Origin of the sequence: Bacillus sp. NSP9.1 (genome assembly GCF_000465465.2) — a bacterium.
Classification (GTDB): Bacteria; Bacillota; Bacilli; order Bacillales; family Bacillaceae; genus Bacillus; species Bacillus sonorensis_A.
The window spans coordinates 3116890-3131059 of the sequence record NZ_CP048273.1; the positions used below are offsets into that span (position 1 = coordinate 3116890).

The window sequence follows — 14170 nt, forward strand, 5'->3', positions numbered from 1 at the left end:
TACTCTTATTTTACATACATCGTACATTTTACCGTATTACTATGAAAAATTCTGCCGCCGTCAAAAGAACAAATAAAAGGCTGTCGAGAAAATCTCAACAGCCTGACGGCTCTCTCATCTAAGAGAACCGTTTTTTCAATCGGACTGCAAAAGCTTCAGCAAAAACAGCTCAAGCACAAGCTGCTTGTCCTTTTTGCCTGTTTTCATTTCATAATCCATGACGGCGAGCTGCTCGATGATGCTTTTCAGCTCTTCTTCTGAAAACAGCCTCGCCTGGTCAATCGCGAGCTTAACCCTGAACGGGTGGACTTTGAGGTTTGAGGCGATTTGCTTTTGCCCGTACCCCTGCTGCGAAAAATACTTGGTCTGCATTAAGAGTCTGAACTGGTTTGCGATCAGCGCCATCATTTTGATCGGTTCTTCATTTTGCTTTAACAGGTCATAGAAAATTTGCAGCGCTTCTGTACGCTTCCGGTTCACGACTTTGTTGATCAATTCAAAAATATTTTGCTCAAGTCCTCTGGCAACGAGCTTTTTGACATCGTCAAGCGTGATCGAGTCACGATCACCGATATATGTACTCAGCTTTTTCACCTCTTGGGCAATGGCCGACAGGCTGGCATTACACAGGATGACAAGCTCCTCCGCCGCCTCTCGTTCAATGAGCTTCCCTTCTGATTTTGCAAGCCCTGCGATAAAATCGGCCGTTTCCCGGCCGTTCAGCTCTTTCGCTTCGACCATTTGGGCGTGTTTTTTCAACAGCTTGGTCAGCTTTTTACGCTCATCAAGCTTCTCATAAGGGGCGAGCAGAACAAAAACGGAATAAGGCGCCGGCTGTGCAATATAATCCTCCAGACTCCCCAGGTTATGTTCCAGTTTATCTTTCTTTTTTTCAGCTGTTAAAAAAGAAGGGTTTTTGGCAACGACAAGACGCCTCTCCCCCATAAACGGAAAGGTTTCAGCATCTTCAACGGCAAGGTCTAATGCCTCTTCTTCCAAGTCAAATACGGAAAGGTTGAAATCCTTCGTCTCTTCATCAACGACAGCTTGTCTAATCCTTTGAACCGTCTCCTGCAAAAGATACGTCTCTTTCCCGTACAAACAGTAAACAGGATGAATATCGCCTTTTTTTAAGCTTTTCCAAACATCAAATACCATCATCTGCTCTTTCCTCTCTTTTCATCCTTCCCTTCATATCGTAAATCCTGTTCAGCAATTAGTAAAGAGAGAAGCGGACTCATCCGCTCTCTCATTTATAATAAACGCCTTCTATAAACCCCCGGGTCAGTTTATAAAAGACGATGTTCATAAATTGTAGAAAACGGTTGCATACAGCTTCTAGATTTTTGTAAAGAATTGAATTATACTGGATATCAATAGGAGGGGTAAATTGTGAATGAGTTTGAAAAAGACGTACAAAGCAAACGCAACGATCTTGTAGATTCAGGTGTCGGCTTTATTGTGACTTTTGGATTTTTCGCTACAATGTTTATCATTGCCACAGTTATCCATCTTGCCGCTTAGATCGAACTTGGCGGAAAAGCCGGATGCTGCTTCGAACGGGTTCCCGGCCGAAAGCTTCGCTTTTTATCAGCTCGGCTTTTTTATGACGACTGCTCAAGGCGGCAGTCTTTTTTATTGCGTGGAATGTACTTTATCATATGGGGGATGGAGCAAAAACGTTCCCTTTCCCCTGTCAAATAGGTATTGAACTGCTCCGTCGCGATCTGTCCGGTATACCTTGACGCGATGGCGTTTTAAGATGTCTAACACCTCCTTGTGCGGATGGCCGTACCGATTATGTTCCCCGGCTGAAATCAGGGCTGTCTTCGGCTTGATTTGTTTGATGAAATTCTCTCCTGTCGACCCTTTACTCCCGTGATGGCCGACTTTCAACACATCGGCTTTCAGTTCCGGATAGGCTTTCATGATCTCCCGTTCGCCATCCTGTTCCAAATCGCCTGTTAAAAGCCATGTTAAACCACCCAGCTTCATCCACAAAACGAGTGAGCTGTTATTTTTGCTATCGCCATCCACCTTTTCCGGTGAAAGCACATAAAATTGCAAACCGCCTATGTTCAGCTTATCGCCTCTTTTGGCAGCTTTTACAGCAACCCCATGTTCGATAGCAGTGCGAAGCAGCTTTTCATCCGCCGGATCGGCCGCATAGCCTATCGGAACAACCAGCTCTTTCACCTTATGTTTTTTGATGAGTACTTCCGCTTCACCGACATGGTCTTGGTCGGCATGCGTTAAAATCAAAGCATCAAGCTGTTGAACCCCTTTGGTAGCGAGAAACGGGATAATCACGTTTTCCGCCAGGGAAAAAGCTTTTTTTCTTTCTCTCCACGGCTCCTTTTTGAACGAAACCATTCCCCCGGTATCAATCAAAACATTCCCTTTCTGTCGGGGCCCACTGATATAGATGCTGTCACCCTGTCCGATATCAAGCATGGTAACCTCTCCATCTTGTGTGAAATGCGGCAGCATCACATGCCAGAGAAAAACGGAAATGAAAAGACAGGAAGGGATGAAAAGTTTTCGGAGGGAGACCGCATTTTCCATAGCAATAAGGAGCATACCGATGGACCCGAGATAAAAAAGCAGCTGCAGCCCATCCGGTTTGCTGGCAGCGAATGTGAACATATCTGCCGAAGATATGATTTTGACAGCCTCGTGGCTCCATCCAAGTAAAATGTCAAGGATTCCCGCCGCTATTTCCCCCGCGGGGCGAATCAACATCAGCCCCAGCAAGCTGGCGAACGACAGCGGGATCACGGCAAATAAATAAAATGGTACGAAAAATAGATTCGCCAGAACACTGAGAAAGGAAAACTCCTGAAAGTGAAAAAGGAGGATCGGAAGCGAGCCGAGCTGAGCAAGAAAAGATGCAAGCAGCAGCTGCGCCGTTTTGTTTTTCGGTCTGAGCAATATGCCTTTTGAAAGAATAAAAACGAAGGATACTGCAAAGGAAAGCTGAAAACCTGCCTGAAAGAGCAGATACGGGTTGTACAACAACAGGCCGAGGAAGGCTATGCTGAGAACATCGGCGCTTTTCAGCCGTTTTTTAGACAATGAAGAAAGCAGATAGATGTCCGACATAAACACGGCCCTCAACACGGACGGAGCTCCGCCGGTGATCACGGCGGCAGCGGGAAGTGCAAAAATCAAAATCCATTTTGCACCTTCCCTCGTAATGCCAAGGCGCAGCAGGCAATAAAACAGCGCGGCGGCCAAAATGCCGACATGGAGACCCGAAATCGCTAGCAGGTGGATGATTCCAAGGCTTTGATATCCGTCAAGGACTTCCTGTTCAATGAGAAACCGATCGCCGAATATCAGCGCACATACAACCCCGGCCGCGGTTTCCGACATGTTATCTTCAATAAAATCCAGGCCTGATTTTCTGATGTTTAACAAAATGGAAGAAAGCGCGTCTTTCTGCTTGCAGTTTTTGATAGATTGAATGGCAAAGTTCCAGTAGATGCCTTGTGTGCGCAAATATTCTTTTTCATTAAATGTTCCGGGGACCGTCGCGTTTTTAGGCTTTTTCAATTCGCCTTTCATGAAACATATACTGCCGGGGCCAAGGTCGGCCAGCTTTCTTTTTTCTTCCCGTGACTGAATGGTATAGCGGGCTTTCAAGGACTCTCCGTCCGGGGTTTCGGCTTTGAAAGAAAGGCGGTCGCCGTCGATTGTTGGAACATTTCCGACTGATGCGGACGTTTGAATGGCACCCTCTTGATAGATGGAGCCGTTTAAATGGTCAATCACCAAAAAATAAATCGAGTAAAAACCGCAGCACACTGCGCAAAATAGAAAAAGGAGGTACTGTTTTCTGACCATGCTGACGGCGGCCGGCACCGATATGAACACGGCGAAGAAGAGGAATGATGAAGAGTGGGCGAAGGCAATTCCAACCGCCGCTGAAATTGCCCCGCAGGGGAGGAGTCGGTGTTTGTCCATTCCAGATTAAACATAGCTTGTGAACAGTTTGTTGGCCTGCTCATGTATGTTTTTGATTTCCTCTTCCTCAAGCCCTTTTTCAGACAGCTTCCTGATCAAATCGGCTACAAATGATACTTTCTCCTGGTTTTTCAAATCAATAATCATTTCTTCCAATTCAACCTGCTCCACTTTAACGGAAGCCTGTTCAAACAGCTCCACTGCATAAGGGTGGTTTTTATAATCCTTCGCATAATAAATCGTTTTAATTCCTGCTTGTATAATCGATTTGCAGCATTGAATGCACGGAAAGTGGGTCACATAGATTTCGGCACCTTCTGTCGGAACGCCGAATTTTGCGCATTGCAGGATCGCGTTCATCTCGGCATGAATCGTCCTGATGCAATGCCCGTCCACGATATAGCAGCCTTCATCCGCACAATGGACGCCGCCTGCGATTGATCCGTTGTATCCTCCGGCTATGATGCGTTTATCTCTGACAATCGTCGCTCCCACGGCAAGCCTTGTACATGTGCTGCGAAGCGCGAGCAAATGGCTTTGCGCCATAAAGTATTGATCCCATGAAATGCGTTCCACTTGTTTTCCCTCCAAAAATACGATGTAAGCTTCCCTAAGTGTACATATGTTTATCCAAGGACGTCAATTTACTTTACCGATATTGACGATTTTATTTTTTCAAATGATTTTTCTCCAATACCTGACACATTGGTGATGTCTTCTATCGTCTGAAATGGGCCGTTTTCCTCCCGATATGTGACGATCGCTTCCGCTTTTGAAGGGCCAACACCGGGAATGCCCTCAAGCTCTTTTGCAGAAGCTGTGTTGATATTGATCATGTTTTCCGCTTCTCCTTCTGCCAAATACGCCCCTGATTCAGAATGAGCGGAGGCTTCTTCTCCTTGAAACGGAATATAAACGACCATGCCGTCCCGTAAAATGGCGGCTAGGTTGACTTGTTTTTGATCGGCTTTTTTCACGGTGCCGCCCGCTTTTTTTAGTAAATGATGAACTCTGTCACCTGCCTTCATTTCGTAAACACCGGGCTGCTTGACCGCCCCCTTCAGATCGATGACGATTTCTTCTTTTTCTTCGTTTTTCTTATCCTCTGGCAAACTTGCCGTCTTCTCAGGTGATTGCAAAGCTTCATCCGGCACACTCGAATGAGCTGAGGATAGATCGTCACCGCCCTTTGTGACGACTGCGGCGGCAATGATGACCACTAGCGCCAATCCCCCTGCCGCAAACCATTTGTATTGTTTGAGCCAATTTAGCATACAGTTCACCCGCTTTCATACATAAATTAACTGCCGCTTTCATATCGTTTAAAAGATACAGGTTGAAAAGGAGGGGAGAACGATTGAATATCGGCTTTATCGGAACAGGAAACATGGGGACGATACTCATTGAGGCGCTCATTGAATCCAAAGCGGTCATTCCCTCATCTTTAACAATCACAAACCGAACGATCGACAAAGCGTTGAACATAAAAAAACGATTTCCGGAAATCCAGGTTGCAGAGCGGCCGGAAGATGTCATTTCCGAAAGTGAAGCCGTATTGATTTGCGTGAAGCCGCTTGACATTTTTCCTTTGTTAAAACGATTGGCACCCGCGTTCACAAAAGATCAGATTCTCATCACGATAACCAGCCCGGTACAGGTCGAACAGCTGGAAGCGGTCGTTTCCTGCCAGGCGGCAAGGGTGATTCCGAGCATCACAAACAGGGCGCTTTCAGGCGTTTCACTTTTAACGTTCGGCGAAAGCTGCACCGAAGAGGCGAAAGAAAAAATCACAAATATGATGAAAAAGATTTCGATTCCGCTGGAAATCGAAAGCGGCATTACGCGAGTCGCCTCAGATATAGTCAGCTGCGGCCCCGCCTTCATCAGCTATTTAACCCAATTATTCATTCAAGCCGCTGTTGAAGAAACGGCGGTGTCAAAAGAGGACGCCATCTTGATGACGAAGGAGATGCTGGTAGGTCTTGGGAAACTCCTTGAAACAGAGCTTTACACACTGCCCGCTCTTCAGGAAAAGGTTTGTGTAAAAGGAGGTGTCACCGGGGAAGGCATCAAAGCGCTGGAAAACGGTGTCGGGGATATGTTCCGGCAGCTGTTCCGCAACACGCATCTGAAGTATGAAGAAGATATCGCCGCAGTCAAAAAGCAATTTCCCGTTTGAGCCATTGTTTCACATCTTGAACGCCTGCTCAACAATGGAAAATGGCATTTTTAAAACCATCGTCATATTAAACGATGGTTTTAGCTTTTTTAGCGATATAAAAATGCCGTTCTGTATCCGCCTCTGGTTCAAGACCGGAAAAATCGGCCGTGATCTTTTGAATGTCAAATCCGGCCTTCTCCAATAAGCGGATGTATACCTCAGTCTCAAATGTCCGTTGTTCATGGGATTCATCAAACCGTTCATAAACGCCGCCGCTTTCTACGAAAAACGTCAGGTCATGAATAACGGAATGAGCTTCTTCCCCTGCATAGCTTTGCCAGATGACGCTGATGGCCTCATCCTGGTCAGCGTACGTGCTGCCCGGAAATACAACGTCCATCTTGTAGACGGAATGGACATCAAACAACAGAAGGCCGCCGTCTTTTAACAACGAAAAAACGTTTTTAAAGGTAGCGAAAACACCTTTTTCATCAGGTAGATAATTTAATGAATCACAGCAAATGACAACGGCGTCAAATGCTCGGCCGAATCCCCCAAGCTCACGCATATCCTGCTGTAAAAATTGGATCTCCAGCCTGCGGTCAGCCGCTTTTTGCTGGGCCTGTGACAGCATATCTTCACTGATGTCAACGCCTGTGACATCATAGCCTTTTTCGGCAAGGCGCACAGATATTTCACCTGTTCCGCAGGCCAGGTCAAGAATGCGAATATCTTCTTTCCGTTTTTCGCTGAGCGCGTTCTCTATCCATTCGACCCACTGATCGTAAGGAGCATGGGCCATCAGGCTGTCATAAATGCCGGAAAAACCTTTATAAATCATTAATTGACTCCGAATGAAAGGTCTTCAAGAGGAGCATCTCCCCACAGTTTCTCAAGGTTGTAATAACCTCTTTCTTCCTTGTGGAAAACGTGAACGACGACATCGCCTAAATCAATTAAGATCCATCTGGCTTCGTCAAACCCTTCCATTTTCTTTACGTCAATTCCATTTTCTTCAGCCTGATCCTTTATTTCCCGGGCAATGGCTTGAACCTGCTTATCAGAATTTCCGTGGCAAATCAGAAAATAATCAGCGACAAGGGAAATCCCTTGCATATTCATGGCGATGATATCTTCTGCACGTTTATCATCACAGGCTTCGGCAGCTATTTTTAATATTGAAGCTTGATCCATTCACAAATTCCTCCTATTGTCTTTCTTTTACAAAAGCATTATATGTCGCGACCGTTTCCGGATAAACGGCTTGGTTCTTTGATAGTAAAAAGGTAATCGTATTTTTCAGCGCCTGAATGAGCGCAAGATCCAAATCTTCTTCAGCCAGTGAACGAACCTCGTCAACCCCCGGAAAACGGCGGCCCGGTTCAATATAATCGGCTACATAAACCACCTTGTCGAGCAGGGTCATGTTCGGCCTCCCCGATGTGTGATATCTGATCGCCGACAATATGTCTTCATCGGTGATTCCGACTTCGGCTTTGACAAGCGCCGCCCCGGCGGGTGCATGCCACAATTCATGATGAAAATCGAGCACATCCAAGGGCCTGCCTTCTTTTTGAATGATATGTTTCAATTCCTCTTTTGGACGAAATTTGGCATAGTCATGAAAAATCGCTGCGGTTTCCGCTTTTTTCACATCGGCGCCAAACCGTTCCGCCAGCTGCACAGCCGTTTCCATTACCCCGATTGTATGGATGTAGCGCTGCTCTGTCAGCTGCTCTTTCACACAAGCTAGTGCTTCCTCACGTTTCATATAAATGATGCTCCTTTACATAGACCTTTACATCGTCAGGAATTAAATAATCGGTCGGCTGACGATTTTTGATGCGGTCCCTGAGTAAAGACGATGATACTTCAAATACCGGCACGTCTACGAAAACAAGCGGATAGGGCGTTTCAATTTGAAAGCCCGGCCGCTTGACCCCGACGAATTGGATCATTTCGATCAGCTTGTCAATGTTAGACCATTTCGGTAAATATTCAATCATATCCGCCCCGATGATAAAATAAAATTCGTCATTCGGATACCGCTTCTTCAACAGACAGACCGTATCATATGTATAGGAAGGGCCTTCCCTTTCAAGCTCGATCGTCTCCAGTTTAAAATTCCTTTTTCCCTTGATGGCGAGCTTCAGCATTTCAACACGGTGACGGCTTTGCGAAAACGAATTTTCCTGTTTATGCGGCGGAATTTGATTGGGCATAAACCATATTTCATCAAGACCCATTTTATACAGCACTTCATTTGCCATCAGCAAGTGCCCGTTGTGCGGAGGATCAAACGTCCCTCCAAAAACCCCGATTTTCCTCATGTCTACCACCTTTTAAGAGCCTAAGGAAGTTCAATTTGTTTATTTTCTCTTGACTCCTTGTACAGCACAATGATATTACCGATCGTTTGCACCAGTTCGGCGCCTGCTCCGCTTGCCAAAGCATCCGCGACCTCGTCTTTCGGCTGTTCGCAGTTTTGCAGCACGCTTACCTTAATCAATTCTCTGGCTTCAAGCGCTTCGCTGATTTGTTTTACCATATTATCGTTGACTCCGCCTTTTCCGACTTGAAAAATCGGTGACAGATGATGCGCTTCTTTTCGTAAATAGCGCTTTTGTTTTCCAGTTAACATGTTGTTCCTCCTAATTTTCGCAAAACAATGGATTTCATTTTTTCAATATTCGGCTCACGTCCGGTCCACAGTTCAAATGATAAAGCGGCCTGGCCGATGAACATGCCGACACCGTCCAGTATTTTCAATCCCTTTGCTTCAGCTTCTTTCAATAAAGCGGTTTTGAGCGGATTGTAGATGATGTCGCAAACAAGGCTCGCCTCTTTTGCATTCGCTAAAGAAATCGGGGCGTCATCGACGTCCGGGTGCATGCCGACAGATGTCGTTTGAATCACGACATCGTACGCTGACAGGTTGGCTTCCGCCTCCTGCAAAGTCAGCGCCTGCACCTCTCCCTCAAAAAGCCCGGTAAACGCTTCTGCTTTTTCAGGTGTGCGGTTTGCCACATCAAGCCGCTGCGGCCGCTGTGACGCAAGCGTCGTAAAGATCGCCCGGGCCGCGCCTCCCGCGCCGACAATCAAAACAGAAAGCTCGCGAATCGGCCGATCAAGAGACTGTTTCAGCGATTTTAAAAATCCTTCCCCATCTGTATTATATCCGACAAGCCCGTCTTTTTCTCTTCTGACAGTGTTTACCGCCCCGAGCGCTTTGGCGCTTTCATCAATGCGGTCAAGGTATTTCATAATGGAGACCTTATGCGGCACCGTCACATTAAATCCTTGCACACCGAGGGCCCGCATACCTTTGACCGCATCTTCCAGATCGTCTTTTTCAACACGGAAAGCATGGTAATGCCCGTCCAAGGAAAGGTCTTGCAAAGCGGCATTATGGATGTCCGGAGACATGGAATGTGCGACAGGATTTCCAATCAGTCCGTAAATCGGTTTCATCATCCTCTCCCCCTATCTTCAGATTAATGATCTGCGCAAAAAGACGGAAACGCCTTTAGGAGCGTGTGCGACAATTCTTTGCTTAGCGCCCTGAATCGTCACCCAGCCAAGCCCTGAAAAGACGACATCGGTTTTCTGATCCTTTATCGTGAATGTGTGTCTGACAAACTCGGGAAACGTTTCAAGATCCTCTTTCGCAGGTGGGGCCAGCATGTCCCCCGCATGCTTTTCATAAAGCTGATCCGCGTTTTCAAGCTTTGTTCTGTGAATATTGAGTTCATTTGGCATATAGCATACAAACGGCGACCTGTCTCCGGATTCAAAGTCAAGCCTTGACAGTCCGCCGAAGAAGAGCGTCTGCCCGTCATTCAGCTGAAAAGTGCGGGGCTTCAGTTCTTTTTTCGGCGACAATATTTTCAAATCGCGTTTTGCGACGTAATGGGCCATCTGATGGTGATTGATGATTCCCGGAGTGTCGTACATTGATGAGCCGTCATCAAGCGGGATTTCAATCGCGTCAAGCGTTGTGCCGGGATACTGGGATGTTGTGATGATGTCTTCTTCTCCCGACACCTCTTTGATAATCCGGTTGATAAAAGTGGACTTTCCGACGTTCGTGCATCCGACGACATACACATCTTTGCCGTTTCTGTAATGCTCAATCGCATCGATCGCTTCTTTCATACCCTGGCCGCGCCCTGCGCTGACAAGCAGAACATCGACGGGCTTTAACCCGAGCTCTTTCGCTTCGCGTTTCATCCAATGAACTAGGCGATCCCGCTTGACCGATTTCGGCAGAATATCCGCTTTGTTTCCTATTAATAGGATCGGATTGCCTCCGACAATACGGCTTAATCCGTTAATCCAGCTTCCGTTGAAATCAAAAATGTCGACGATTTTCACGATAAGCGAATCCGTTTCCCCAATGCCGTGCAAGATGTTTAGAAAATCATCATCCGTCAGAGAGACGTCCTGGATTTCGTTGTAATTTTTCAGTCTGAAGCAGCGCTGACAAATCACGTCTTCCTTCAGGAGAGATGATTCAGGCGCATAGCCCAGTTCATTTTTATTTTCGGTTTGGATGGCAACTCCGCATCCGATACATACTACCTTTTCCATGCTTTAATCCTCCCACTGAATATGGCCTTTTCGTTTTAACGAACTGAGAATCCTCCGTTCCACCTGACGGTTAAAACGCGTAAAAAAGCCATCGGAAGCGGCCACAGGCACAACAAGAATCGTGTGAAAGCCATTGCGGTTTCCTCCGAGGACATCGGTCATGAGCTGATCCCCGATCACCACAACGTCCTCTTTTTTCAGTCCCATATTTTTCACAGCTTTCCTGAAAGCTCTGCCCATCGGCTTTTTCGCTTTATAAATAAACGGGATATTCAGCGGTTCCGAGAAAATTTTGACCCGTTTTTCATTATTATTGGAAACGATGGTAACTTTAATGCCGTTCTCCTTCATCTCTTCAAACCACTCGATGAGACGCGGTGTAGCGCTTGGCCTGTCCCATTCCACAAGCGTGTTGTCCAAATCCGTAATAATCCCTTTAACATTGCGCTCTTTCAGCTTTTCAGGGGTAATATGAAAAATATTTTTAACAAATTCATCCGGCAGAAAAAACTTTTTTAACACAAGCCGCACCCTTTCCTTTCACTTACTGCTTTTTTCTATGTGTCGAATCAAATCTAAAAGTGTCTTAAAAAATCGGCTGTCCGAAAAGTTTTCGACATATAATAGGATTCTTCAACAGGTGTGGATAAAATTACACACAGTATCCACTCTTATTTCATCAACCTTTTATTAAATTATAAACATGATACCCACAAGTTATCCACTTTTTGGTGTGGATAACAGAACGATTGTTCTTGCCCAATATTCATGATAGATTATAGGTACTTCAAACAAGATCATATAACTTAACATTTTATGCAGTTTCAAAACTGGTTATTCCAATTTTCATGAGGAGGTGTCTTCCCCATTAAATGGGTACCAAGTATGAGAAAGCTGTCTGATGAACTTTTAATAGAATCATACATTAAAGCAAATGAGATGAATTTAAACCGCGAATTCATCGAGCTGATTGAATCTGAAATCAAAAGAAGGTCGCTCGGTCATCTGCTTTCCGTCTCTTCTTAAGTTAGCACTTCCGGGCGTTCTTGCCGCTTTTTTCACTTAGGTTGATATTATATCACTTGAATAATACGCTTACTACTGTTTTTCATGAAAAAACACCTCTGTCAGAAGAGGTGCTATTTGAAGAATCCGTACGGACTCAACCAGTAAAATCCACCGATCACCAGCAATACGACCAAGAGAACGACAACAAAAGCATAGCCGTATGCTGCACCTGCGTAGCCGGGATAAGCCGGATATGAATACGGATATCCGAAGGCCATCACATCATTCCTCCTTTTAAGACTATTGTAGTAACAGCCTATGACCAAAAAGGAGAAATGGCTAGGCCGTTGACCGATTCTCAAGAAGTTTTTATGACGCCGCTTTTTTTGATGTCTTCAAAAATGATCCGAGCGCCTTTTGGGGTTAAGTGGTTTCCCGACGGATCGATATACCCCGATTTGATCAAGTGCTCATCCGTTTGTCCGCCAGCCTTGTCAACGATGCTTTTCCAGTTGTCAATGAGTGGCACATCCAATTTGCGCGCCGTTTTCCTTGTGACCTCATTATAGGAATCATGCCACTTTCTCGCTCCTCCGTACTTTTCAAACGAAGCAGCCCTGTATCTCGAATAATAAAAAATGTTGTTCCCGCTTCCTTCAACGAGCGGAAGACATGTCATCAACACCGGTTTTATCCCATGGCGGCGGCTTTCTTTGACGAAATAAGACAGATTTTCTCTAAATCTTTTTTTCGACACGCGCGGAACCCCTTTTGCAAGAATTGCCGCATCATTTGTTCCGAACATGATCAAAAGGTATGCCGGATGCTTGTCGAGCACATCCTTTCGAAAGCGAAATCTGGCGTCTTCCGTCGTTTCTCCGCCGATACCCGCATTCACGATGCTGTACTTCCCGCGAAGAGAAGTTTGTAGTAAATTGACCCACTTCTCCGCTTTTGGATATTCGCGAAACTGCCAATTTGAACCGCGTGTATTGCTGTCACCGAACGCAACGATTTTTCGGGTGCCGTCCTTTCCGCATCCGGAAAGAAGCAGCAGGAAAACGAGGACCATTGCAAACATTTTTTTCATCGTTTCACCTCCAAAAGCCAATAATACGATCATATAAAAGAGATTGGTCAATTTCAACGGAGAAACTCTCTCTGAATGATTGATACTACGCTTTTAATCTGTTCTTTTCGACTCAGGAACATTCACATCCGCCCGTTTATCCGACAAACAATGAATAGGTTTTGATGGGGCGAAACCCCAATTTCCCGGCGAGCCGGATGGACGCTTTGTTTTGCGAATCACAATCCCAGCGCGGCTTTATCCCAAGATCCTGACAGTATGAGATGAATGCGCGGGCGCATTGTGCGGCAAATCCCCGTCCCCTGAAATCCGAATGTGTGGCGATATCAATCTCAGCGAAGCGTTCCGAGCGGAAAATCGCGACGCATTCGCTGACCGTCCGCCCTTCATAGAGGATTTTAAAACCGAAGCCGCTCTTCAAAAAATTCGCGGTTCCTCCCCAATATTCATCAGCATACTGTTCATCGAAATGCACGCTGCGCTTCAGATCGCCTTCGGAAAACATTTCAACGACTGCACCGACGTCTTCCTCATCATGATCAGGCTCCTTTGTAAAGGAAAAGACGGTGCGCTTCATCTGTTTTATATCATCCAGGGCGGCTCTTAAAAAAGCGTCCCATTCCGCCGAGCCGGAAAAGACGGTAAACCGCCCGGCGTTCCTTTGCTCATTCAAGTAATGATGCCATTTGTCCCGCTTCATTTCAGGGGGACTCCCGGCAAGATAATAAATTCCCGAAGGTGTTTGAAAAAGCGCTGTGCGCGGAACATCCGATCGATCGGCAAATATTTTGCCGCCTGTGACTCCGTCTGCTATCGCATGGGCAAATGTCGGACTGCCCTCGTGCAGCATCAATTTTGCCTTGGACATATCTGCTGTTTTTAGCCGTATCATCTTATCCTCCAATTAATTTGCCGCCTCATCGCTTCCGGCGATGTTCCGGTCAAAAATAAACACGGAAACGGCAATATCCTCCTGGATTTTGATATCTGAAAACAGATGCTCCAATTTTGCACCGATCAGCTCTTCCATGCCCTCCGGGGTATGATTGGAATAATGATCCTGAATCAGGACCGTCCTAGCCGCATGCACCATTTCTTTGCCTTCAGGTGTACTTGCGATAAATTGCTCGCTTGCGGTCAAATTGCCGTAAAGCGTCGAAACCGCCATATTGTCGACAAATACGGTATGAATCCGTTCAGGCCCCTTGCCGAACAGCTCTTTCCGCAGCTTGCGAATGATATCATTAAACTGATGGATTTTTTTAGACATTGTTATACCCCTTCCCCTTTAAACCATGCAAATTATCGTGATGTTCCCTTAAACACTTAACTTGGTTAAAATTTTCCTGTTCTAT

General features: G+C 45.9%; 19 protein-coding genes. 3 read left to right on the plus strand and 16 right to left on the minus strand.

All coding sequences use genetic code 11. The features are described 5' to 3' along the window. Window positions 1-135 precede the first annotated feature (135 nt). Entirely contained in the window at window positions 136-1158 is a 1023-nt protein-coding gene (holA, locus tag M654_RS16280) for a DNA polymerase III subunit delta (RefSeq protein WP_026587933.1), read from the minus strand. A gap of 234 nt (window positions 1159-1392) precedes the next feature. On the opposite strand from holA, the gene M654_RS16285 reads away from it, so the two are divergent. Continuing rightward, a complete protein-coding gene (locus M654_RS16285) occupies window positions 1393-1524 on the plus strand; it encodes a YqzM family protein (RefSeq protein ID WP_026587934.1) in 132 nt (43 codons plus the stop codon). A 111-nt stretch (window positions 1525-1635) separates the two neighbouring features. Here M654_RS16285 and M654_RS16290 read toward each other — a convergent pair whose 3' ends face one another. The 3 genes from M654_RS16290 to M654_RS16300 form a co-directional block, all read right to left on the minus strand. Continuing rightward, window positions 1636-3966 (minus strand): DNA internalization-related competence protein ComEC/Rec2, encoded by a 2331-nt coding sequence (locus M654_RS16290; RefSeq protein WP_026587935.1) that lies wholly within the window; start codon window positions 3964-3966, stop codon window positions 1636-1638. A 6-nt stretch (window positions 3967-3972) separates the two neighbouring features. Next, window positions 3973-4542 (minus strand): ComE operon protein 2, encoded by a 570-nt coding sequence (locus M654_RS16295; RefSeq protein WP_026587936.1) that lies wholly within the window; start codon window positions 4540-4542, stop codon window positions 3973-3975. 68 nt (window positions 4543-4610) lie between these two features. Continuing rightward, window positions 4611-5240: a helix-hairpin-helix domain-containing protein gene (locus tag M654_RS16300; RefSeq protein ID WP_026587937.1), complete on the minus strand. Its 630-nt coding sequence runs from the start codon at window positions 5238-5240 to the stop codon at window positions 4611-4613. Between the two features lie 83 nt (window positions 5241-5323). Between M654_RS16300 and comER the strand changes: the two genes are divergently transcribed. After that, window positions 5324-6145, plus strand: a complete 822-nt coding sequence (gene comER / locus M654_RS16305; protein ID WP_026587938.1) for a late competence protein ComER — start codon at window positions 5324-5326, stop codon at window positions 6143-6145. 67 nt (window positions 6146-6212) lie between these two features. Here comER and M654_RS16310 read toward each other — a convergent pair whose 3' ends face one another. From M654_RS16310 to M654_RS16345, 8 genes are read right to left on the minus strand one after another with little or no spacing between them, the layout of a single operon-like run. Then, window positions 6213-6968 carry a class I SAM-dependent DNA methyltransferase gene (locus M654_RS16310; protein WP_026587939.1) on the minus strand — a complete coding sequence of 252 codons (756 nt, stop codon included), beginning with the start codon at window positions 6966-6968 and terminating at the stop codon, window positions 6213-6215. Further along, window positions 6968-7321, minus strand: a complete 354-nt coding sequence (gene rsfS / locus M654_RS16315) for a ribosome silencing factor (protein ID WP_026587940.1) — start codon at window positions 7319-7321, stop codon at window positions 6968-6970. The genes M654_RS16310 and rsfS overlap by 1 nt, the downstream gene beginning before the upstream one ends. A 13-nt stretch (window positions 7322-7334) precedes the next feature. Further along, window positions 7335-7898 (minus strand): bis(5'-nucleosyl)-tetraphosphatase (symmetrical) YqeK, encoded by a 564-nt coding sequence (gene yqeK / locus M654_RS16320; RefSeq protein ID WP_026587941.1) that lies wholly within the window; start codon window positions 7896-7898, stop codon window positions 7335-7337. Then, window positions 7888-8457 carry a nicotinate-nucleotide adenylyltransferase gene (locus M654_RS16325; RefSeq protein ID WP_026587942.1) on the minus strand — a complete coding sequence of 190 codons (570 nt, stop codon included), beginning with the start codon at window positions 8455-8457 and terminating at the stop codon, window positions 7888-7890. The genes yqeK and M654_RS16325 overlap by 11 nt, the downstream gene beginning before the upstream one ends. Before the next feature lie 20 nt (window positions 8458-8477). Beyond that, window positions 8478-8768 (minus strand): ribosome assembly RNA-binding protein YhbY, encoded by a 291-nt coding sequence (yhbY, locus tag M654_RS16330; protein ID WP_026587943.1) that lies wholly within the window; start codon window positions 8766-8768, stop codon window positions 8478-8480. Beyond that, window positions 8762-9598 carry a shikimate dehydrogenase gene (gene aroE / locus M654_RS16335; protein ID WP_026587944.1) on the minus strand — a complete coding sequence of 279 codons (837 nt, stop codon included), beginning with the start codon at window positions 9596-9598 and terminating at the stop codon, window positions 8762-8764. The genes yhbY and aroE overlap by 7 nt, the downstream gene beginning before the upstream one ends. An 18-nt stretch (window positions 9599-9616) precedes the next feature. Next, window positions 9617-10717 (minus strand): ribosome biogenesis GTPase YqeH, encoded by a 1101-nt coding sequence (gene yqeH / locus M654_RS16340; RefSeq protein ID WP_026587945.1) that lies wholly within the window; start codon window positions 10715-10717, stop codon window positions 9617-9619. A gap of 3 nt (window positions 10718-10720) precedes the next feature. Then, on the minus strand, window positions 10721-11239 hold the full coding sequence (locus M654_RS16345; protein ID WP_026587946.1) for a YqeG family HAD IIIA-type phosphatase: 519 nt from the start codon (window positions 11237-11239) through the stop codon (window positions 10721-10723). A 363-nt stretch (window positions 11240-11602) separates the two neighbouring features. On the opposite strand from M654_RS16345, the gene M654_RS16350 reads away from it, so the two are divergent. Beyond that, a complete protein-coding gene (locus M654_RS16350) occupies window positions 11603-11743 on the plus strand; it encodes a sporulation histidine kinase inhibitor Sda (RefSeq protein ID WP_026587947.1) in 141 nt (46 codons plus the stop codon). A 113-nt stretch (window positions 11744-11856) separates the two neighbouring features. On the opposite strand, the gene M654_RS23620 is transcribed toward M654_RS16350, so the two are convergent. The 4 genes from M654_RS23620 to M654_RS16365 form a co-directional block, all read right to left on the minus strand. Beyond that, entirely contained in the window at window positions 11857-12003 is a 147-nt protein-coding gene (locus tag M654_RS23620) for a hypothetical protein (RefSeq protein ID WP_179115706.1), read from the minus strand. An 80-nt stretch (window positions 12004-12083) separates the two neighbouring features. Continuing rightward, window positions 12084-12815, minus strand: coding sequence for an SGNH/GDSL hydrolase family protein (locus tag M654_RS16355; RefSeq protein ID WP_035428200.1), 732 nt, complete (start codon window positions 12813-12815; stop codon window positions 12084-12086). A gap of 136 nt (window positions 12816-12951) precedes the next feature. After that, window positions 12952-13707: a GNAT family N-acetyltransferase gene (locus tag M654_RS16360; RefSeq protein WP_026587949.1), complete on the minus strand. Its 756-nt coding sequence runs from the start codon at window positions 13705-13707 to the stop codon at window positions 12952-12954. Between the two features lie 12 nt (window positions 13708-13719). Continuing rightward, window positions 13720-14085, minus strand: coding sequence for a Na-translocating system protein MpsC family protein (locus tag M654_RS16365; protein ID WP_026587950.1), 366 nt, complete (start codon window positions 14083-14085; stop codon window positions 13720-13722). Window positions 14086-14170: the final 85 nt, after the last annotated feature.

Excerpts from the sequence above, each read along its gene's own strand:
- holA (WP_026587933.1), bottom strand. The coding sequence starts at position 1,158 with ATGGTATTTGATGTTTGGAAAAGCTTAAAAAAAGGCGATATTCATCCT.
- M654_RS16290 (WP_026587935.1), bottom strand. The coding sequence starts at position 3,966 with ATGGACAAACACCGACTCCTCCCCTGCGGGGCAATTTCAGCGGCGGTT.
- M654_RS16300 (WP_026587937.1), bottom strand. The coding sequence starts at position 5,240 with ATGCTAAATTGGCTCAAACAATACAAATGGTTTGCGGCAGGGGGATTG.
- M654_RS16310 (WP_026587939.1), bottom strand. The coding sequence starts at position 6,968 with ATGATTTATAAAGGTTTTTCCGGCATTTATGACAGCCTGATGGCCCAT.
- rsfS (WP_026587940.1), bottom strand. The coding sequence starts at position 7,321 with ATGGATCAAGCTTCAATATTAAAAATAGCTGCCGAAGCCTGTGATGAT.
- yqeK (WP_026587941.1), bottom strand. The coding sequence starts at position 7,898 with ATGAAACGTGAGGAAGCACTAGCTTGTGTGAAAGAGCAGCTGACAGAG.
- M654_RS16325 (WP_026587942.1), bottom strand. The coding sequence starts at position 8,457 with ATGAGGAAAATCGGGGTTTTTGGAGGGACGTTTGATCCTCCGCACAAC.
- yhbY (WP_026587943.1), bottom strand. The coding sequence starts at position 8,768 with ATGTTAACTGGAAAACAAAAGCGCTATTTACGAAAAGAAGCGCATCAT.
- aroE (WP_026587944.1), bottom strand. The coding sequence starts at position 9,598 with ATGAAACCGATTTACGGACTGATTGGAAATCCTGTCGCACATTCCATG.
- yqeH (WP_026587945.1), bottom strand. The coding sequence starts at position 10,717 with ATGGAAAAGGTAGTATGTATCGGATGCGGAGTTGCCATCCAAACCGAA.
- M654_RS16350 (WP_026587947.1), top strand. The coding sequence starts at position 11,603 with ATGAGAAAGCTGTCTGATGAACTTTTAATAGAATCATACATTAAAGCA.
- M654_RS23620 (WP_179115706.1), bottom strand. The coding sequence starts at position 12,003 with ATGGCCTTCGGATATCCGTATTCATATCCGGCTTATCCCGGCTACGCA.
- M654_RS16355 (WP_035428200.1), bottom strand. The coding sequence starts at position 12,815 with ATGAAAAAAATGTTTGCAATGGTCCTCGTTTTCCTGCTGCTTCTTTCC.
- M654_RS16360 (WP_026587949.1), bottom strand. The coding sequence starts at position 13,707 with ATGATACGGCTAAAAACAGCAGATATGTCCAAGGCAAAATTGATGCTG.
- M654_RS16365 (WP_026587950.1), bottom strand. The coding sequence starts at position 14,085 with ATGTCTAAAAAAATCCATCAGTTTAATGATATCATTCGCAAGCTGCGG.